Below are 17,903 nucleotides of genomic sequence, written 5' to 3'. Positions count from 1 at the left end.
GTGCCCGACCGGGCCTGAGATGCTTTCCTGGTATCACCGGGCAATACCGGTGAGTACCCCGACGATCGACGAAGGACGGTGGGAGATGAGCCCGGCCAGCAGCGCCACCGCGGTCGCCGACCTGCCCGCACTGATCCCCGGACGGGACCGGGAACGCTCTTCCCGGCCGATCGAGCTGTCGGGATCCTTCACCCATGAGGGGCACCGGCTCGCCTACACCGAGTTCGGCTCCGGCGACCGGGTGGTCGTCCTCACCCACGGCATCATGCTGACGAGGCGGATGCACGCCCCGCTCGCCCGCAAGCTGGCGCGCGCCGGTTTCCGCGCGGTGACGCTGGACCTGCTCGGTCACGGCGACTCGGACCGGCCCACCGACTCGTGGCTGTACTCGATGCCCGCGTTCGCGGAGCAGACCGTCGCGCTCCTCGACCACCTGGAGATCGACGCCGCCGTCATCGGCGGGACGTCGCTGGGCGCCAACGTCGCGCTCGAGGTGGGCGTGGCCGCGCCCGAACGCGCGCTCGGGCTGGTCGTCGAGATGCCCGTGCTGGACAACGCGATCGTCGCCGGGCTGATCACCTTCGCCCCGCTGCTCATGGCCGCCCGGTTCCTGCCGGTGACCGTGCAGGGCGTGGCGCTGGCGGCGAAACTCGTCCCGCACGGCAACCAATGGGTCGACGTCGTCACCGACACGCTTTCCCAGGAACCCGCGCCGATGGCCGCGCTCCTGCACGGCGTGCTCTTCGGCCGGATCGCGCCGCCCAAATCGATCCGGCGGACGATCGAGACCCCGGCACTGGTCATCGGGCACGAACGCGACCCGATCCATCCCTTCGGGGACGCCGACACGCTGGCCGCGGACATGCCGGCGGCCGAGTTCGTCCAGGCGAGGAGCCCGGTCGAACTGCGCTTCGACCCGAGCCGGCTGACCGAGGCGATCGCCGGGTTCTCCGCGCGCTGCCATGACCGCTGAGCCGGAGCCGTCCCGGGACCCGGGCGCGACGGAACTGCGGACCGCGCGACTGCTCCTGCGCCGTCCCCTGCCCGAAGACCTCGACGCGATCTTCGCCCTCCACACCGATCCGGAGGCGTGTGCGCACAACCCGTCGGACCTGCTGGAAACCCGCGAGGACGCGGAACTGCTCCTGCTCCGCTGGTCGGACCAGTGGGATCAGTACGGCTTCGGGTACTGGACGGTCAGGCGGCGGGATTCACCGGAGTCGTTGGGGTTCTGCGGCGTGAAGGTCGCCGGCTTCGGCCGTCACGTGGTCTTGAACCTCTTCTACCGGCTGTTCCCCTCCGCCTGGGGTTCCGGGTACGCCGTCGAGGCCGCGACGGCGGCGATGGGCTGGGTGCGCGCCCACCGGCCGGACGACCTCGTGATCGCCCGCGTCCGGCCGGAGAACGTGGCGTCGCAGCGGGTGGCCCTCCGGGCCGGTCTGGTCAGGGCGAGTGACTTCGACACCCCCGGCGAGGACGGGGCCGACTGGTTCTATGTCTCGGGCGGGGACCACGAGGGCTGAGCCAGCCCCGCCACCGGACCGAAGACGATCACCGCGGGCGGGCGCACCCCGGCCGCCGCCGCGTCCTCGACCACACTGTCCAAAGTGGATCGAAGGACCCGCTGGGTGCGCATCGTGCCGTCCTCGACGATCGCGACCGGGGTGTCCCCCGGCCGCCCGTCCAGGAGCGCCTTCGCGAAGAGCGGGAGCCGCTCGACGCCCATCATCAGCACGATGGTGCCGCGCATCTTCGCCAGCAGATCCCAGTCCACCAGCGACTTCTCGTCGCCCGGCGCGACGTGGCCGGACACCACCACGACCTCGTGGGCGACGCCGCGGTGGGTCACCGGGACGTCCGCGGCGGCGGGGACGGAGAACGCGCTCGTGATGCCGGGGACCATCGTCACCGGGATGCCCGCTTCGGCACAGGCGAGGACCTCTTCGAAGCCGCGGCCGAACAGGTACGGGTCGCCGCCCTTGAGCCGGACGACGAACTTGCCCGCCTTCGCCCGGTCTATCAGCGTGGAGTTGATCACGTCCTGGCTGGCGGCGCGGCCGTAGGGGATCTTCGCGGCGTCCACGATCTCGACGTGGGGCGAGAGTTCGTCGAGCAGTTCGCGCGGGGCCAGCCGGTCGGCGACGACGACGTCGGCCCTGGCGAGGAGACGGCGGCCGCGGACGGTGATCAGCTCCGGATCGCCGGGGCCACCGCCCACCAGCGCGACCCCGGGGAGGTCGTCGTGGGCGTCCGGCACGCGGCCGTCGGCGACGGTGCCAGCACGGAGGCCGTCGAGGATGCTGTCCCGGACGGTGGCCGACCGCAGCGGCTCCCCGCCGGAAAGGACGCCGACCAGCAGTCCGCCGTGCCTGCCCGAGGCCGGGGTGACGGCGCTGCCGAGGTCTCCGTCGTCGGCGCGGACGCAGAACACCCGCGCGCGTTCGGCCTCGGCGCAGACGGCGGCGTTGACCTCGGGGTCGTTCGTGCAGGCCAGCGCGTACCAGGCGTCGGCGAGGTCGCCCTCGGTGTAGCGGCGCTCGTGCCAGACGATCTCCCCCGCGTCGGCCATGGCGCTCACCGACGGCGTCGTATGCGGTGAGACCAGTTCGACCCGCGCGCCGGCGCCGATCAACCGCGGCAGGCGGCGCTGGGCGACCGTCCCGCCACCGATCATCACGACACGACGGCCGGCCAGGTCGAGGCCGGAGAGGTAATGCGGGTCATCCATGCGGGGCAGTGTAAGGATTCAGTGGCCCGGACCGCGATCCGAGTGAGAACCGCCTCAGCGTTCCAGCAGGGCCAGCAGCTCGGTATTGCCGAACATCTTGGCCGCGTCGATCGCCGACGGCTCCCCCGCCGCCGGGTCCGCACCGCCCGCGAGGAGCGCTTTCACGACGCCGGGTTCGTTCTTGAAGACCGCGCCGGCGAGCGGGCTCTGGCCGCGGTCGTTCTCGCGGTTCGGATCGGCGCCGCGCTCGATCAGCGCCGCGACGGTCTCCGCGTGACCGTGATAGGCGGCGAGCATGACGAGCGTGTCGCCCCGGTCGTTGGTCAGATTCGCCGAGACACCCGCGTCGACGTACGCGACGAGATCGGCCGTCGCGCCGGCCCTGGCGTAACCGAACACCTTCGCCCACAGCGCCAGCAGTTCGGGGTCGAATTCCTCGGGCTGCCCGGGGTTCTCCGTCATACGGCGATTCTTCCACAGGAGCCGCGGTCCGGGCGGTGCGTGAACACCGCCCGGACTCCAGGCCTCAGCGGCCCGCGTTGGGATAGGGAAGCAACGCCATCTCACGGGCGTTCTTGATCGCCGTGGCGACCTGTTTCTGCTGCCGGGGCGTCAGCCCGGTGACCCGGCGGGCGCGGATCTTGCCCCGGTCGGAGATGAACTTCCGCAGCAGATCGGTGTCCTTCCAGTCGACCTCGGTGATCTTGTTGGCGTGCAACAGGTTCGTCTTGCGCTTGAGGGGGCGGTCCCGCGTCGGCCGTGCCATGGCGCTCACCAGCTCGACTTCGTGACGCCGGGCAGCTCACCGTTGTGCGCCATCTGCCGCATCCTGACCCGCGAGAGCCCGAATTTCCGCAGGTAGCCGCGGGGGCGGCCGTCGGCGGTGTCACGATTGCGGATCCGGGTCGCGCTGGCGTCCCGCGGCATCGCCTGCAGCGCCGACACCGCGGCCGCCTTCTCCTCGGGGGAAGCGGAAGGCGAGGCGATGGTGGCCTTCAGCGCGCGCCGTCGTCCGACGTGGCGGGCGGCGATCACCTTGCGCTGCTCGTTCTTGGCGATCTTGGACTTCTTGGCCATCAGCGCTCCTCCTTGAACTCGACGTGCTTGCGCGCGACCGGGTCGTACTTGCGCAGCACCATGCGGTCCGGGTCGTTGCGGCGGTTCTTCTTCGTGACGTACGTGTAGCCGGTCCCGGCCGTCGAGCGGAGCTTGATGATCGGCCGGATGTCGGTGCTCTTGGCCATCAGAGCTTCACCCCTTTCGCGCGGAGTTCGGCCACCACGGCCTCGATCCCCCGCTTGTCGATGGTCTTCATGCCCTTCACCGAGACCCGCAGCCGGACCCAGCGCCCCTCGCTCGGCACGAAGTACCGCTTGGCCTGCAGGTTCGGCTCCCAGCGCCGGGACGTGCGCCGATGCGAGTGCGACACCTGCTTCCCGTAGCCCGGTTTGCGGCCGGTGACCTGGCACACGGCTGACATGCACCCTCCCAAGTTGATATCGGTTGTCGTTTTCATTTACTCTACACAGCCGAACCAGAACGCCCTCGACGCCCCGGAGCTTCAGTGACCGACAACCCCCGCGTGCCCCTCGTCCTGATCGGTGGCCTCGCACCGGGACCGAACGCCGACCTCGCCGAGCGGCTGCGCCTTGCCGAGCCCGGCACCGCCGTCGTGCATCACGACCTGAGGCAGATTCACTCCGGAGTGGTCAAGCGGCGGATCCGGCTCGGCGACGGCGACCAGCTGACGATCCTCGAACTCGCGCACGGCTGCGTGTCGTGCACACTGCGCGAAGACCTGCTGCCGCTGCTGCGCAAGCTTGCGCGGATGCCGCAGGTGCGGCGGATCGTGGTCCGGCTCGACGAGGCCATGGAGCCCGAGCCGGTGAGCTGGGCGCTGCGGAACGTCCTCGTCGGCGACAGCCCGGTGATCGAGGACGTCGATCTCCAGGCCGTGCTCGCCGTCGTCGACTGCGAGAGCTGGCTGGCCGACGCCACCGGCGACGAAACGCTGGCCGAACGGAACATCCAGGCCAGCCCCGAGGACGAGCGCACCGTCGCCCAGGTCGCGCTGGCCCAGGTCGAGTTCGCCGACCTGCTCGTCCTGGCGGGCGCGGCGGCCGACGCCTGGTCCGCGGCGAAGGCGTCGGCCGTCCTCGACCGGGTCGCGCCGTCGATCCCCCGTATCGGACTGTCCGAAGTGGACGGGGCGACCGTGCTCGGCGCCGTCCCGGCCGGAGCCCGGCGCGGCGAGGTCACCGACATGCACGGACCGCTGCTGTACGGCGAACCGCCGTTGCACACCGACTGCGGGATCGGCCTGCTCACCTTCACCGCGCAACGGCCGTTCCACCCGGAGCGCCTGCACGACGCGATCGACGTCCTGCTCGACGGCGTCGTCCGGAGCCGGGGACGGCTCTGGGTGGCGAGCCAGCCGGACATGGCGCTCTGGATCGAGTCGGCGGGCGGTGGCCTCGGTGTCGGGCACGCGGGCCCGTGGCTCGCCGCCGACGGCGGGCCGGACTGGGCCGATGTCTCCCCCGAACGTCGCACGCTCGCCTCCCTGCGCTGGGACCCGGTGTTCGGCGACCGGGCGCAGGAACTCGTCGTCGTCACCGATCAAGCCACCCCCGACGAGGTCGAGGCCGCCCTGCGCGGGGCGCTGCTGACCGACGGGGAACTCGCCGCCGGTGAGCGGGAATGGCTCCGCTACCCGGATCCGTTCGGCGAATGGCACGAAGAACCGTGTGAAGACACGGAAATCGACCCCGAGAAGCACGACGTGAACGTGTCGAACCGAAAGGACGAAACGCAGTGAAACCAGGCATCCACCCCGACTACCACCCGGTGGTGTTCAAGGACCTCTCCACCGGGGACGCCTTCCTGACGCGGTCCACCGCCACCTCCGAGCAGACCATCGAATGGACCGACGGCAACACCTACCCGGTGGTGAACGTCGAGATCAGCTCGTGGTCGCATCCGTTCTGGACCGGCAACCAGCGGATCATGGACAGCGCGGGCCAGGTCGAGAAGTTCCACCGCCGCTACGGCCGCCGTGGAGGTTCGAAGTAATGGCCGTCCCGAAGCGGAAGATGTCGCGCAGCAACACCCGGTCCCGGCGCTCGCAGTGGAAGGCCGCCGTGCCGGACCTGGTGCCGATCAAGGTGAACGGCGAGACGAAACTGGTGCCGCGCAAGCTGATGAAGCATTTCCATGAAGGTGGGAAGTGACGACGCCGGTCACGGTGCTGTCCGGGTTCCTCGGCGCGGGCAAGACGACCGTGCTCAACCACGTCCTCGCCAACCGCGAAGGACTGCGGGTGGCGGTGATCGTCAACGACATGAGCGAGGTCAACATCGACGCCGCGCTCGTGCGGGACGGGAACAGCCTGTCCCGCACCGAAGAGCGCCTCGTCGAGATGACCAACGGGTGCATCTGCTGCACCCTGCGCGACGACCTGCTGGAAGAGGTCTCGCGGCTCTGCGCGGACGGCCGGTTCGACTACCTGCTCATCGAATCGAGCGGGATCTCCGAGCCGATGCCGGTGGCGGCGACGTTCTCGTTCGCCCGCGAGGACGGCGCCACCCTGCTGGACACCGCGCGTCTCGACACGATGGTGACCGTGGTCGACGCGGTGAACTTCGAGCGGGAACTGGCCTCGGGCGACGCGCTGGCCGAACGTGAGCTGGACCAGTACGACGGCGACGAGCGGACGGTCAGCGACCTGCTGATGGACCAGATCGAATTCGCCGACGTCCTCCTGCTGAACAAGGCGGATCTCGTCCCGGCCTCATCCCTCGAACGGCTGACAGCGGTGCTGCGACGGCTGAACCCCGCCGCGGAAGTGGTCGTCTCGACGCACGGCCGGGTTCCGCTGGAGCGGCTGCTCGGCACCGGGCGTTACGACGTCGAGCGGGCACAGGAGGCACCCGGCTGGGTGGCCGAACTCAACGGTGACCACGTTCCGGAGACCGAGGAGTACGGGATCTCCAGTGTCGTCTTCCGCTCCGGGCGGGCCTTCGACCCGGAACGGTTGTGGGACTTCGTCGAGCAGCTCGATTCCGGCGAGTACGGGACCGTCCTGCGGTCGAAGGGGTTCTTCTCCCTGGCGTCGCGGCCCGGCGTGACCGGGCTGTGGTCGCAGGCCGGGTCGGTCGCCCGGTTCGAGCCGCAGGGCGTCGAGGACGCGCCGCGGCAGGAACTCGTGTTCATCGGGGTGGGGCTGGAGAAGGACGCCCTGCTGGACGCGCTTCGGTCGTGTTTGTCCAGTGTGGACTTCGCCGGGGCGGATCCCTTCCCGGAGTGGGAGGCGGTGCACGTCCACTGAAGTGTCATGAGGGGTCCCCATAGGACGAAATTCGTCCTATGGGGACCCCTTATGACACACGCAGGCCCGCGCGTCAGTGGTCGTCGTAGTGGTCCCCGTGCACGGCGTGGCGGTGGCCGTCGTGCAGGTAGTCGACGTGGTCGCCATGCGGGACGGCGACATGGCCGCAGCCCTCGCCGTGGGCGTGCTCGTGACCCTGATGCGGGACGTGGGCGTCGGCTTCGCACTCGTCGTAGTGTCCGTCGTGGGCGCGGTGCAGGTGACCTTCGTGCACGTAGTCGACGTGGTCGCCGTGGGGGACGGCGACGTGGCCGCATCCTTCGCCGTGGGCGTGCGTATGGCCGGCGTGTTCGGTGTGCGCGGCGGTCATCACCGGATCCTTCCTGATCGATCTTGCCTGATCAGGCGGACCGTAGCACCGGTTTTCCCGCCCGGCAGCGCTCTCACCCGACCGAGTATCCGCGCGTTTCGTCCTCTGGATGCGGTACTTGCACGCGCAACTACCGCATCCAGAGGGCGAAACGCGGGAAGCTCAGGACGAGCAGCAGCCACCGGCGGGTGCGGAACCTTCGTAAGCGTCGTGCCAGTTCCACCACGCGTACGGCGGGGTCTGCGGGTAGCCCTCCGGCGAGTCCTCCCACTCCTCCTGGCGCCCCAGCGCGGTGATGTCGAGGTAGCTCCAGGTGCTCCCCATCGCCTCATCGCCACGGTTGTTGATGAAGTACGTCCGGTACACCTGGTCACCCTCGCGGATGAACGCGTTGGTGCCGTGCCATTCGCCGACGCCGAAATCGACGTCGAAGTCACTGGTCATCGTGTACCACGGCATCGTCCAGCCCATCCGCGCCTTCATCCGCGCGATGTCCGATTGCGATCCGCGTGAGGTGAAGGCCAGGGTGGTGTCCCGGGCGTTCAGGTGGGCGACGTGCGCGACCTGGTCGGCCACCAGCGAGCAGCCTTTGCAGGCGTGGTCGGGGAAACCTTCCACCCCGGGATCGAAGAACGCCCGGTAGACGATCAGCTGACGGCGTCCCTCGAACAGGTCGAGCAGGCTCACCTTTCCGGACGGTCCCTCGAACTCGTACGGCTTTTCGACCGCGACCCACGGCATCCGGCGGCGCTCGGCGGCGAGCGCGTCACGGGCGCGGGTCAGCTCCTTTTCCTTCACCAGCAGGCGAAGCCGCGCTTCTTCCCATTCCGCCGGGGTGACCGTCTTCATCGCGCCAGCTCCGCGGGCAGGACGCTTTGCCGGTTCGGCTGTCCCTCGCCGGTGGTGATCAGCGCGCGCAGGCTGGTGCCGACGTAGAACGTCCACGCCTTGTGACACACCTCGAAGCATTCGTACTCGGGCACCAGGCCGTGATGCGTGAAGCGCGCTTCGGTCTTGCCGTCCTTCTCGGTGATCTCGAACGTGATCGTGGTGCCGACCCATTCGGTGTCGTCCCGGGTGAAGTCGAAGTGGTTTTCGAGGACCAGCCAAGAGACCTTGCGGCCCGGTACGGACTCCGTGATCCGTACGCGGCAGTGGTGGAGCTCTTCGTAGTGGTACTCGAACTCGTCGCCGGTGTGCACGATCTCTTCCGACCACCAGCCGCGGACGTCGGTGAAGGCGTCGTAGACCTGCCGCGGCGTCTGGTCGACGGTGAAACTCGTCGTGAAACTCATGATGATCCCTCCAGATGGTCTTTCAAGGCGGCGAGCGGGCCGTCCCAATCGCGGGCCAGCGCCGCCAGGAACTGCTGGGCGACCTGCATCGGGGCCGAGCACAGCCGGTAGCGCACGCGGCGCCGCTCCCCCTGTTCCGGGGTCACCAGTCCGGCGTCGGTGAGCAGGGCGAGGTGCTTGGCGATGGCCTGCCGGGTGATGGGCAGGCGCTCGGCGAGATCGGTCGCCGTGGCGGGGCCGCCCGCGGCGAGCGTGGCGAGGATGCTCCGCCTGCTCGGGTCGGCCAGTGCGACGAAGACCTGTTCGGCGATCGCTTCGGTGTCAGGCGGCATCGAGGTATTCGATCAGTTCACCCAGTTCCGCCGCCCACCCCTTCGTGTTCCCTTCGAACGCGACGCGGTGGGCTTCTTCCGGAAGCTGCGAAAAGCCGCTCTCGACGACCGTGAGGCGGGTGCCCGCGCCGACCGGTTCGAGGGTGAACTCGACGTAGGTCCGGCGGGGGTCGTCGTCGGGCAGACCGTAGATCTGCCAGGTGAAGCCGAAGATCTCCGGCTCTTCGATGCGTTCGACGCGCATGTTCGCCTTGTGCCCGTTGTCCCACTTCATCTCCGCGTCACCGCCGGGCCGCAGGTCGATGGTCGCCTGGTTCCCGAACCAGGTGCCCAGTCCTTCGGCCGTCGTCAGCGCGGCCCAGACCTTGGCCGGCGGATGGGCGAGCTCGACGGTGCGTTCGATGCGGTCGGGGAATCCCACGACGGCCTCCTCAAGTAGCAATCAATCGGTTGCTATAACTTTGTATAGCAACCGACCGATTGCGTCAAGGGTGACTCAGGAGGCGGTGTACAGCGCGCCGAGGAACTCCAGCAGCAGCCGCTCCCGCAGCGGGCCGGGCGCGGCGGCCAGCAGCGCGTTGATCTCCGCCATTCGAGCGGGCAGGCCCGCTGCCCCGCCGAGGCCCGCGGCCGCCAGCAGCCCGGCGAACTGCTCCGGCGTCAACGTCGCCGGGTCCAGCGCCGCGACGAACTCGGTCACCTGCGGGTCGACGACGACCGGACCGGATTCACGGGCGGCCCCGACCGAAGCGGCGAGGTCGGTCAGGAACGCCTCCTCGCTCCCCCGGTTCGCGGCTGTCACAGTCAAATGCAGATTCGCGGGCGACGACTCGTGGGCGAACTGAGGCTGGACGTACCAGCCACGCTCACGCATCTCGTCGGCGACGGTGAACAGGTCGAAACCCGTGCCGTGGTCCACGGTGAACGCGAGCAGCGTCGACACCGGATCGCCGAGGACGCGCAGCCCGTCCAGCGCCTCGATGCCGGCGCGGATCTCCACGGCCGCCTCCCGCGCGGCCGAAGCCAGCTTGGCGTACCCCTCGTCTCCGAGATGACGCACGACCGCCCACGCCGCGGCGAGCGGGCCACCGGACCGCGTGCTCTGGAGCGTGGTGTTGAGCATCGTGTACCCGGGCCAGTCGGCGCTGGCGAAGTACTGCGTGCGCCGCAGTCCGGCGTTGGCGTGCAGGAGAACCGACACGCCTTTCGGGCAGTAGGCGTACTTGTGCAGGTCCACCGAGACACTGGTGACGCCGGGAACGTCGAAACCGAACGGGCCGAGCCCCAGATACGGCAGCACCCAGCCGCCGATGCAGGCGTCCACATGGAACCGGACGCCGTCCAGCAGTGCCGCGATCTCCGGGATCGGGTCGAGGACGCCGTGGGCGTACGACGGCGCGCTCGCGACGACGAGCACCGTGGTGTCGTCGACGGCGGCGGCCATCGCCTCGGGGACCGCGCGGAAGGTCACCGGATCGACCGGCACCGGAATCACGCGGACACCGAAGAAATGCGCCCCCTTGTGGAACGCGGCGTGCGCCGTCGTGGGCAGCACGATGCTCGGCGACGTCACCTCCGGTCGCGCGTCGCGGGCGGCCAGCACCGCGAGCATGCACGACTCCGTGCCGCCGGAGGTCACCGAGCCGACCGTCTCCGCCGTGCCGCCCAGCAACCGCGCCGCGGTTCCGGCGAGGTCGTTCTCCATCCGCAGCAGGCTGGGGAACGCGGTGGGGTCGAGACCGTTGGCCGACGACGCCAGCGCGTGCGCGGCCGCGCCGAGTTCGTCCACTTCGGACAGACCGCTGTCGTAGACATAGGCGAGCGTCCGGCCGCCGTGGGTCGGCAGGTCTCCCGCGCGCAGTTCCCGCAGCTCCCGGAGGATGTCTTCGGCTGTCACGACCGGCGCTCCAGCACCGACTTCCGGAGCAACGGGATGCCCAGCACGATCAGCACGGCCGGGAGGATCGACGCGCCGAGCAGGATCGCCGTGAGCGCGCTGTCCGGTTGCGCGGCCTTGGCGTCGAGACTGGACTGGTACCCGCCGAACTGCAGCACGAGCCCCCACAGCCCCGGTCCGAGCGCCAGCCCCAGCGTCTCCGACGCGGTCCAGACCCCGGCGGCGACCCCGGCCCTGGTCTCCCCGGTCCGCTCCTCCTCGTCGCTGATCAGATCCGGCAGGATCGCCAGCGGGAACACCGAGATCCCCGCGTACCCGACGCCGCAGAAGGCGACGAAGACCATCGTGACCGCGAACGGGAACACCTGGGCACCGAGCAGCCCCAGCAGGCCGACGCCGAACGCGGCGGTGGCGATGCGGAAACCGGCGAGCTTCCCGAGGCTCGCGCCGAGCCTCGGCCACAGCGGCATGGTCAGCAGGGCCGGGCCGACGAAACCGACGAACAGGACCGTCGAATAGCCGGAGCTGCCGAGGATCCGCTCGGCGAAGAACGGGATCGCGGCCAGCACCGTGCCGATCCCGAGGGCCTGGATGAAGTAGACCCCGAGCAGCCAGCGGAACGGCCGCCACTGCGCCAGCGTCCGGAGCAGTTCGCGCGGGCTCACCGTGTTCGGCCGCAGGGCGCCGACGGGGGCGTCCTTCAGGCCGAAGTACACGCCGAGCGTCGCGAGCAGGATGATCACGGCGATGAACACGCCCATCAGGCGGTACCCGGCGATACCGCCGACGAGGTCGGTGATCGCGGGCGCGCCGCCGCCGGAGATCAGGATGGCGACCGCGAGGAAGCCGATCCGGACGCTGGTCAGCTTCGTGCGTTCCTCGGCCGAGTCGGTCAGCTCGGCGGGCAGTGCGTTGAACGGCACCTGGAAGAACGCGTACGCGGTGGCGCACAACAGGAACGCGACGACGACGTAGATCGCGTCGGGTAGCGGGTCGCCGAAGCCGGGGTGCGCGAACAGCGCCGCGAAGAGGACCGAGACACCGATGCCGCCGTAGAGCAGGAACCGGCGACGGCTGCGGGTGCGGACCATGTCCGCGTCCGAGAGCCTTCCCGCGATCGGGTTGAACAGCACGTCCCACGCCTTGGGAACGAACACGATCCCGCCGGCCACGCCCGCCGGGACGGCCATCGTGTCGGTGAGGTACTTCAGGAGGAGCAGGCCGGGAACCGTGCCGAAGGCGCCGGTGACGAACGAGCCGAGCGAGTAGCGATACCTCGTCCGTGCTGGCAGGGCTGCCATGATCCTCCTCGAGGCGATTCTCCCGATGAAGGCCTCAGTATTGGATCTTGGCCACCACCGGGTAGTGGTCGGAGGGAATCGTGCCACCGTCGTAATGCACGAGCTGTACCGGGCCGACAGCGGCGAGTGGACGGCCGCCCGCCCGCACGGCTCCGACGTAGTCGAGCGAGTCACGGTAAGTCGCCGGGACCGACTTCGCGGCCTGCGGGTTGGTCACCGCGTCGAAGGTGTACGCGCCTTCACCCGTGGTGCGGAGGACGCCGTCGAGGAAGGCCTCACCCTGCTGGATCTGGGTCCGGCCGAGGGAGTCCTTGCGCTTTTGTCCCGCCCAGTACTCGATGTTCAGGTCGCCGGCCACGACGACCGGCTCGGTGGCGGGCGCGTATTTCGTGACCAGGTCCCGGATCTCGCCAAGCTGCGCCATCCGGACGTCATGCGCCTTCGGCAGCGTCTCCGGCCCCTCGTCGGCCTGCATATGGGTGCCCGCGATCCAGAGCGGTTTCCCGTTCACGACGAGCCGGGCGAGCGCGGCACCCTTGTTGGACAGATAGTCCGCCGTGCCGGAGTAGGAATTGCCGAAGACCAGCTGGTGCTTCTCGGTCACCGGCGCCTTGCTCAGCACCGTCACCCCGCCGTTGACCACGATGGGGGAATTCGAGCAGTTCCCGTTCACCGTGGTCCAGCCCGGCGACGTCGTGCAGTACTGGCCGACGAGCGGGGTCTGGTACGGCCAGACGTCCTTCAGCCGGTTCCGCATCTCCTCCGCCTGGGCGCTGAACGCCTCGTCGAGGACGACGACGTCGGCGTCGTTCGCGCGGATGACGGCCTCGGCGGCGCGGGCCCTGGCCTGTTTGTCCGAGGTGTTCGGACTGGCGATCCACGGGAGCTGCCAGATGTTGAACGCCATGACCTTCACCGAGACCGCGGCTTGCGCGGGGACGGCGGATCCGGCGAAGAGGGCGGCGGCGATGGCGAGTACGGCGAGCTTCCGCACAGAAGACCCTTCCGGTGTCAGGAGACGACGAACGTCCGGGAAGTTCCGCTGAACGCGGAGATCGCCCCGTTCCAGCCGTTCTTCCAGTTGCCGAAGTGGACCACGCGGTATTTGCCGATCGGGGCGTTCGGGGGGATCTTCCAGTGGACGACGGCTTTCGATTCGGCGACGAAGGTCCGCGCCCAGTGGTACTTCGTGTCCCAGTCACCGTCGTCGGCGTGACGCACCCACTTGCCGTCGACCAGCCGCTGGATCTCCAGGAACGTGCCGCCGCGCCGGAGGTCGTTCTTCGGATGCCCGGTGACGAACTCGACGGCGACCTGCTCACCGCGCGCGTAGGTGCTTTTCGCGTCGACCAGGACGTCACCGAAGCCCTTGAACGCGGGCGGGCTGTCGAAGAGGACCCCGGGCTGGAAGTTGATCAGCTTCCCGCGCAGGTCCCTCGGCGTCGGCCCGTGCGGCACGGTCGTCCCGGCCTTCATCGCGGCCGCGAGCTTGGCGAACTCCTGCTGGTACGCGGGAAGTGTGTAGCGGCCGAAGAGCGTCGACGCGCCTTCGTACTGCTGCGCGTCGTACTCCTCCGGTGTGGTGACGTACTGGCTGTAGGCGTTGGCGTAGCCCTGGACGAGCACGTTCTCCAGTGGGACACCGAGTTCCGCGGCGACGGTCCGGCGCAGGCGCAGCCCGGACACGATGGTCAGCTCGGCGGGCACGGCCACGAGGTGCAGCTGTCCGATGCGGACGAGTTGCAGCGGCAGGACCTCGGGCGCCCACGGATACGGCTTCATCGCACCGAACGGGACGGCGACCACCTTCGGCGCCTGCGCGTCGGCGAGTGCCTGCGGGATCGGCGCGTCGATGCCGCCGAGCCAGTCGATGAACGGGTTCTTCACGCCTTCCGGCAGCGGCAGCCCCGGGCCGTCCTCCCGGCTTCCGGCCAGCATCGACACCCCGATCGCGGCCGTGCAGGTGTGCTGCGGCCGCCCGTTCGGGGTGTACTTCGCGTCGACCGCGACGTCGGACATGTCGACGTAGCACATCCGGTGGTCGACGCCACCGGTCACGGCTTCCGCGGCCGCGTCGAAGGCGCTTTTCGCGGCGCGGAACTGGAGATCTCCGATGGTGCGGGTGTTTTCGAACTCCGTCTCCGGTGTGCCGGGTTCGAGGTTCAGGTTCGGGCTCATGTCGCCGGTGTTGGTCTGCGGGAAGGCGGCGACGAACCGGGGGTTCCCGTCGAGGTACCGCACGCCCGCGTGGTCGTGCTCCCATTCGTAGGCGGCGTACCCCTTGTTGTCCCCGCTGATCAGGTGGTTGCCGTTGCTCATCGATGTCCCGTGCGTGGCGAACCAGCTGATCGCGCCGATGTCGGCGCCGCCCTGGCTGAACCGCAGCACCGTGACGGCCGGGTCGATCGCCTGCGGGAAGTGGTCCTTGTCCGCCTTGGGGTTCAGGTCGAAGGCCGCGCGGGAGCGGTTGACGCTCGCCGTGGTCAGTTCGGCGCGGCCGAGCCGGATCGACCCGGGCGCGAGGTTCGCGTGCGCCCGGCTGATCGCCTCGAAGATGCCGTCGACGACGGCGTCGTAGACCTCCTGCTGGAAGCCGAGGATCGCCAGATCGTAAGCGGCGTAATGGGAATCGCCGCCGCACGCGGAGTGGGTGTGCGTGGCGTTGAGGAGCACGTTCTGCTCGGTGTACAGGTCGCCGAACGCGGCTTGGAGCTTACGCAGCACACCCTGGTGGACGGACTGGAACAGCGCGCCGAGGTCGGCGGTCACGAACGCGATCCGCTTGGCGCCGTCGTCGACCACGAAGGCCCGCGCCCGGGTGCGCAGGTGGATGCCGGCGGTCTGCTGCTGCGGCATCGAGTAGCCCATCATGCCGTTCTCGGCGGCCGGGCCGGTGACGTCGGAGATACCGGCGCCGACGCGGAAAACCGCTGATGGCGCCGCTTGTGCCCGATGGGCGCCGAGCACACCGGCCGCGACCGGCAACGCCGCCGCACCCGCGAGAACCCGCCTCCGGCTCACCGCCATGAGTAGCACCTCCCGACGTCGAACATGAACCGACTTCATGTTCGAGGCGGGACGCTACGTGATGGGCCTCACGCTCGCAACCCATGACGCATCCAGAGGACTAAATGCGGGGTCAGTGGCGCACTTATCGGAAAGCTTCGCAGCGAACGCGCACCCGAGGACAAGGAAGGCTTCGTGGATGTTGTCGCGGACCTCCCATCGGATGCTTAGACGCCGGAATCAGTGCGGCAGGGCGAAGGCGCCTTCGACGTCTAACCGCTTACGCCCCGGATGCCGAAACCGACGCTCCACCCGCGGCAACAACGGCTCGATCCACCCCGACAGACCGTCATCGACCTCCCATGGACACCGCTGCCCCACCCCTCACAGACGATCACCGAGACACGGCAACAAACCGCACCCACGATCATTCTGTTACGACCCCTAAATGCGTGGCCTGCGTCCTTGGAACGCGATTCACCACTCGCCTCAGGTATTTCTGAGGCTTCTTCGGCCTGCCCTGTAGTCTGAATATGCTATAGCACAGGTGTTCGAGTGCGGGTAGCGTTGGGGTCGTGGCCAGCGATAACAGATCCGAGACGACGCGTACCGAGTGGTGGCGCGTCGATACTGCGACGCTGCATGCCCGCAAGCAGGAATTGGAAGTGTTGAAGCGCCGGTTGGATGCGGAGCAGAATGCGATTCTGGCGGAAATCAATAACCGGGGTGTTCGTGGATGTTCCGGTCATGCGACGTTGGCGGCGATGATTTTTGAGGATTTCCTGGTGACGGACAAGGAGGCCGGTGCTCGTGCTGATCGGGTGCTGGCGTTGTATCCCGGGGTGGTGGTGGGTGGCGAGGTCGTGCCGCCTCTCGCGCCCTTGACCGCCGACGCCGCCGCCGAAGGCGCGATCGGCGGTAGTCAGGTCGACGCGATCATCCGCATCCTGTCCCGGATCCCGTCCACCGTCCCTGAGGAGGAGGTGCGGGGCGGGGAGAAGATCCTGGTCGACCTGGCTCGCCGGGCCGGGCCCCGGCAGATCGCCCGGGCCGGGCGACGGCTCTTGGACGAGCTGGACCCGGACGGGAAGGAGCCTCGCAACGAGGACCCGAAAGATGTGCGGCCGGAACTGCGGTTCGTCAAGCACCGTGACGGCACCCTCGGTCTCAAAGCCACCCTCGACCTGGAAACCTACGCACGCCTGAAATCCGACCTCGATCCCTTGGCGAAACCGCATAAGGCCATTGATGGGGTTCGGGACTCTCGGACCCAGGACGAACGCTACGGGGACGCTTTCACCGACTACGTGCGGTTGAAGACCACCAGCCGAAACCTTCCCGGACAAGCCGGGGAAGCCACCCACATCCTCGTCACCATGTCCTACGACGATTTGATCCGGGACATCGGCGAGGCACATCTGGATCTGGTCGGGCCGATCAGCGCGACCGATGCCCGGATCCTCGCGTGTGATGCTCGGGTCCGGCCCGGTGTCCTCGGCACCGCGGGCGAACCGCTTGATATCGGCCGGTCGAAACGGACGGTGTCCCTCGCTCAGAAGTATGCGTTGACCCTCCGCGATGGCGGCTGCGCGTTCCCGGGCTGTGACATGCCGGTGCCGCGTTGTACCGCACACCATATTGTTTTCTGGCGACACCACGGCGAAACGAAAATCGACAACCTCGTCCTGCTCTGCACGAAGCACCACCGGTTGATCCACCGCAGCGAATGGAAAGTCGCCATCGCCCAAGACGGCCTGCCGGAGTTCACCCCGCCCGCCTATCTCGACCCCACCGGCCAACCCCGGCGTAACACCATGCACCTCAGAACATAGGCCGAAGCACCGAAAGCGAGAGTTGCCATGGTCGTGACCGACACCTTCACCCCGTAGTGCATCAGATCGCGGCTGGCGCAGTCTCGACGAACGTGACGTCGGAAATCCGCCAGCGTGCTCGCGGTCGTCGGGCGAGGATCCGCTCATGATCGTTGAGCCGCGGGGAATCCGTATCCGGCATCGCGGGCATGAACCGCAGGTGCATCCCACCGCCTACGTCGCCCCGACGGCCACGCTGGTCGGTGATGTCCGCGTGGGACCAAGGGCGCGGGTGATGTACGGCGCGGTGCTCGATGCCGAGGGGTCTCGGATCGAGATCGGGGAGGCGACGGTCATCTGCGAGAACGCGGTGCTGCGCGGGTCCGCGGTCGCCGGCGATCAGCCGGTGCTCGTCGGCGACCACGTCTTCGTGGGGCCGCATGCCACGCTGCTGGGCTGCGAGGTGGGCAGGTGCGTCTATGTGGCGACCGCGGCGACGGTCCTGCAGAGCGCACGGTTGGGGGACGGCTCGGTTGTCGCTGTCGGCGCGCTTGTCCATGCGCGCACCGTTGTGCCGGACGAGTACTTCGTGCCGCCGCACACCGTGGCACTGGACGCGCCGGTGCGGCTGCTGGCCCCTGGCGATCCGGGCTTGGCCGAGGCCGTCGGCCGGGTGGGCTTCGCGCAGGTGGCGTTCGGCATCGACACGGAGTGGACCGACCGGATCAACCGGTACGAGCGCATCGCGGAGGTGCGCGTCGCCGAGTTCGGCACGCACGCGGACGATGAGGTTCTGAATCTCGGCTAGCGCTGCCGTAGACAGGGCGAATCTTGCC

23 protein-coding genes and 1 pseudogene are annotated in these 17,903 nt (G+C 68.9%); 8 read left to right on the top strand and 16 right to left on the bottom strand.

All coding sequences use genetic code 11. From position 1 onward, the window contains the following. The first annotated feature begins 85 nt into the window (after positions 1-85). On the top strand, positions 86-973 hold the full coding sequence (locus tag SD37_RS19070; RefSeq protein ID WP_044853174.1) for an alpha/beta fold hydrolase: 888 nt from the start codon (positions 86-88) through the stop codon (positions 971-973). After that, positions 963-1,523 carry a GNAT family N-acetyltransferase gene (locus SD37_RS19065; protein WP_044853173.1) on the top strand — a complete coding sequence of 187 codons (561 nt, stop codon included), beginning with the start codon at positions 963-965 and terminating at the stop codon, positions 1,521-1,523. The genes SD37_RS19070 and SD37_RS19065 overlap by 11 nt, the downstream gene beginning before the upstream one ends. On the opposite strand, the gene cobA is transcribed toward SD37_RS19065, so the two are convergent. The 6 genes from cobA to rpmB all read right to left on the bottom strand — a co-directional run bounded on the left by cobA (position 1,493) and on the right by rpmB (position 4,208). Next, complete coding sequence (gene cobA / locus SD37_RS19060) at positions 1,493-2,728, bottom strand: uroporphyrinogen-III C-methyltransferase (RefSeq protein ID WP_044853172.1); 1,236 nt, start codon at positions 2,726-2,728, stop codon at positions 1,493-1,495. The two genes, SD37_RS19065 and cobA, sit on opposite strands and share 31 nt — an antisense overlap. A gap of 54 nt (positions 2,729-2,782) precedes the next feature. Continuing rightward, positions 2,783-3,190, bottom strand: coding sequence for an ankyrin repeat domain-containing protein (locus tag SD37_RS19055; protein ID WP_044853171.1), 408 nt, complete (start codon positions 3,188-3,190; stop codon positions 2,783-2,785). A 64-nt stretch (positions 3,191-3,254) separates the two neighbouring features. After that, positions 3,255-3,494: a 30S ribosomal protein S18 gene (gene rpsR, locus SD37_RS19050; RefSeq protein ID WP_418189816.1), complete on the bottom strand. Its 240-nt coding sequence runs from the start codon at positions 3,492-3,494 to the stop codon at positions 3,255-3,257. Between the two features lie 5 nt (positions 3,495-3,499). Then, the gene (gene rpsN / locus SD37_RS19045) at positions 3,500-3,805 is read right to left on the bottom strand and encodes a 30S ribosomal protein S14 (protein WP_044853169.1); all 306 of its coding nucleotides are present in this window, start codon (positions 3,803-3,805) and stop codon (positions 3,500-3,502) included. Beyond that, entirely contained in the window at positions 3,805-3,972 is a 168-nt protein-coding gene (rpmG, locus tag SD37_RS19040; protein ID WP_005149953.1) for a 50S ribosomal protein L33, read from the bottom strand. The genes rpsN and rpmG overlap by 1 nt, the downstream gene beginning before the upstream one ends. Further along, on the bottom strand, positions 3,972-4,208 hold the full coding sequence (gene rpmB / locus SD37_RS19035; protein WP_005149951.1) for a 50S ribosomal protein L28: 237 nt from the start codon (positions 4,206-4,208) through the stop codon (positions 3,972-3,974). The genes rpmG and rpmB overlap by 1 nt, the downstream gene beginning before the upstream one ends. A gap of 84 nt (positions 4,209-4,292) precedes the next feature. Between rpmB and mrf the strand changes: the two genes are divergently transcribed. Genes mrf through SD37_RS19015 form a run of 4 tightly spaced genes read left to right on the top strand, consistent with a single transcriptional unit; the run spans position 4,293 to position 7,055 of the window. Next, positions 4,293-5,546 (top strand): ribosome hibernation factor-recruiting GTPase MRF, encoded by a 1,254-nt coding sequence (gene mrf / locus SD37_RS19030; protein WP_044853168.1) that lies wholly within the window; start codon positions 4,293-4,295, stop codon positions 5,544-5,546. Continuing rightward, entirely contained in the window at positions 5,543-5,800 is a 258-nt protein-coding gene (locus tag SD37_RS19025; protein WP_005149945.1) for a type B 50S ribosomal protein L31, read from the top strand. The genes mrf and SD37_RS19025 overlap by 4 nt, the downstream gene beginning before the upstream one ends. Beyond that, positions 5,800-5,958 (top strand): 50S ribosomal protein L32, encoded by a 159-nt coding sequence (gene rpmF, locus SD37_RS19020; protein WP_016334054.1) that lies wholly within the window; start codon positions 5,800-5,802, stop codon positions 5,956-5,958. The genes SD37_RS19025 and rpmF overlap by 1 nt, the downstream gene beginning before the upstream one ends. Beyond that, positions 5,955-7,055, top strand: coding sequence for a GTP-binding protein (locus SD37_RS19015; RefSeq protein WP_044853167.1), 1,101 nt, complete (start codon positions 5,955-5,957; stop codon positions 7,053-7,055). Before rpmF ends, SD37_RS19015 begins: the two co-directional genes overlap by 4 nt. 73 nt (positions 7,056-7,128) lie before the next feature. Here SD37_RS19015 and SD37_RS19010 read toward each other — a convergent pair whose 3' ends face one another. The 10 genes and pseudogenes from SD37_RS19010 to SD37_RS43810 form a co-directional block, all read right to left on the bottom strand. Beyond that, on the bottom strand, positions 7,129-7,425 hold the full coding sequence (locus SD37_RS19010) for a hypothetical protein (protein WP_044853166.1): 297 nt from the start codon (positions 7,423-7,425) through the stop codon (positions 7,129-7,131). Positions 7,426-7,587: 162 nt separating this feature from the next. Beyond that, positions 7,588-8,274 (bottom strand): DUF899 domain-containing protein, encoded by a 687-nt coding sequence (locus SD37_RS19005; RefSeq protein WP_044853165.1) that lies wholly within the window; start codon positions 8,272-8,274, stop codon positions 7,588-7,590. Beyond that, positions 8,271-8,720 carry an SRPBCC family protein gene (locus SD37_RS19000; protein WP_044853164.1) on the bottom strand — a complete coding sequence of 150 codons (450 nt, stop codon included), beginning with the start codon at positions 8,718-8,720 and terminating at the stop codon, positions 8,271-8,273. The genes SD37_RS19005 and SD37_RS19000 overlap by 4 nt, the downstream gene beginning before the upstream one ends. Further along, positions 8,717-9,052, bottom strand: coding sequence for an ArsR/SmtB family transcription factor (locus SD37_RS18995; RefSeq protein WP_044853163.1), 336 nt, complete (start codon positions 9,050-9,052; stop codon positions 8,717-8,719). The genes SD37_RS19000 and SD37_RS18995 overlap by 4 nt, the downstream gene beginning before the upstream one ends. Continuing rightward, positions 9,042-9,473, bottom strand: a complete 432-nt coding sequence (locus tag SD37_RS18990; protein WP_044853162.1) for an SRPBCC domain-containing protein — start codon at positions 9,471-9,473, stop codon at positions 9,042-9,044. The genes SD37_RS18995 and SD37_RS18990 overlap by 11 nt, the downstream gene beginning before the upstream one ends. A 75-nt stretch (positions 9,474-9,548) precedes the next feature. Beyond that, positions 9,549-10,949, bottom strand: a complete 1,401-nt coding sequence (locus tag SD37_RS18985; RefSeq protein WP_044853161.1) for a pyridoxal phosphate-dependent decarboxylase family protein — start codon at positions 10,947-10,949, stop codon at positions 9,549-9,551. Next, positions 10,946-12,250 (bottom strand): MFS transporter, encoded by a 1,305-nt coding sequence (locus SD37_RS18980; RefSeq protein WP_065912887.1) that lies wholly within the window; start codon positions 12,248-12,250, stop codon positions 10,946-10,948. The genes SD37_RS18985 and SD37_RS18980 overlap by 4 nt, the downstream gene beginning before the upstream one ends. A 34-nt stretch (positions 12,251-12,284) precedes the next feature. Then, the gene (locus SD37_RS18975; protein WP_044853159.1) at positions 12,285-13,244 is read right to left on the bottom strand and encodes a sphingomyelin phosphodiesterase; all 960 of its coding nucleotides are present in this window, start codon (positions 13,242-13,244) and stop codon (positions 12,285-12,287) included. A 17-nt stretch (positions 13,245-13,261) separates the two neighbouring features. Beyond that, positions 13,262-15,277 (bottom strand): neutral/alkaline ceramidase, encoded by a 2,016-nt coding sequence (locus SD37_RS18970; protein ID WP_044853158.1) that lies wholly within the window; start codon positions 15,275-15,277, stop codon positions 13,262-13,264. Between the two features lie 249 nt (positions 15,278-15,526). Then, positions 15,527-15,637, bottom strand: a pseudogene (locus SD37_RS43810) (IS5/IS1182 family transposase); the annotation flags it as partial. Positions 15,638-15,831: 194 nt separating this feature from the next. On the opposite strand from SD37_RS43810, the gene SD37_RS18965 reads away from it, so the two are divergent. Together SD37_RS18965 and SD37_RS18960 are read left to right on the top strand one after the other, a co-directional pair. Beyond that, on the top strand, positions 15,832-17,088 hold the full coding sequence (locus SD37_RS18965; protein ID WP_065912886.1) for an HNH endonuclease signature motif containing protein: 1,257 nt from the start codon (positions 15,832-15,834) through the stop codon (positions 17,086-17,088). A 145-nt stretch (positions 17,089-17,233) separates the two neighbouring features. Beyond that, complete coding sequence (locus SD37_RS18960; RefSeq protein ID WP_044853156.1) at positions 17,234-17,875, top strand: gamma carbonic anhydrase family protein; 642 nt, start codon at positions 17,234-17,236, stop codon at positions 17,873-17,875. Positions 17,876-17,903: the final 28 nt, after the last annotated feature.

The sequence above is a fragment of the Amycolatopsis orientalis genome (assembly GCF_000943515.2).
In the GTDB taxonomy this organism is placed as follows: domain Bacteria; phylum Actinomycetota; class Actinomycetes; order Mycobacteriales; family Pseudonocardiaceae; genus Amycolatopsis; species Amycolatopsis orientalis.
Note: the sequence above shows the minus strand (reverse complement) of the source record. Positions and strands in the feature narration are given on the sequence as shown.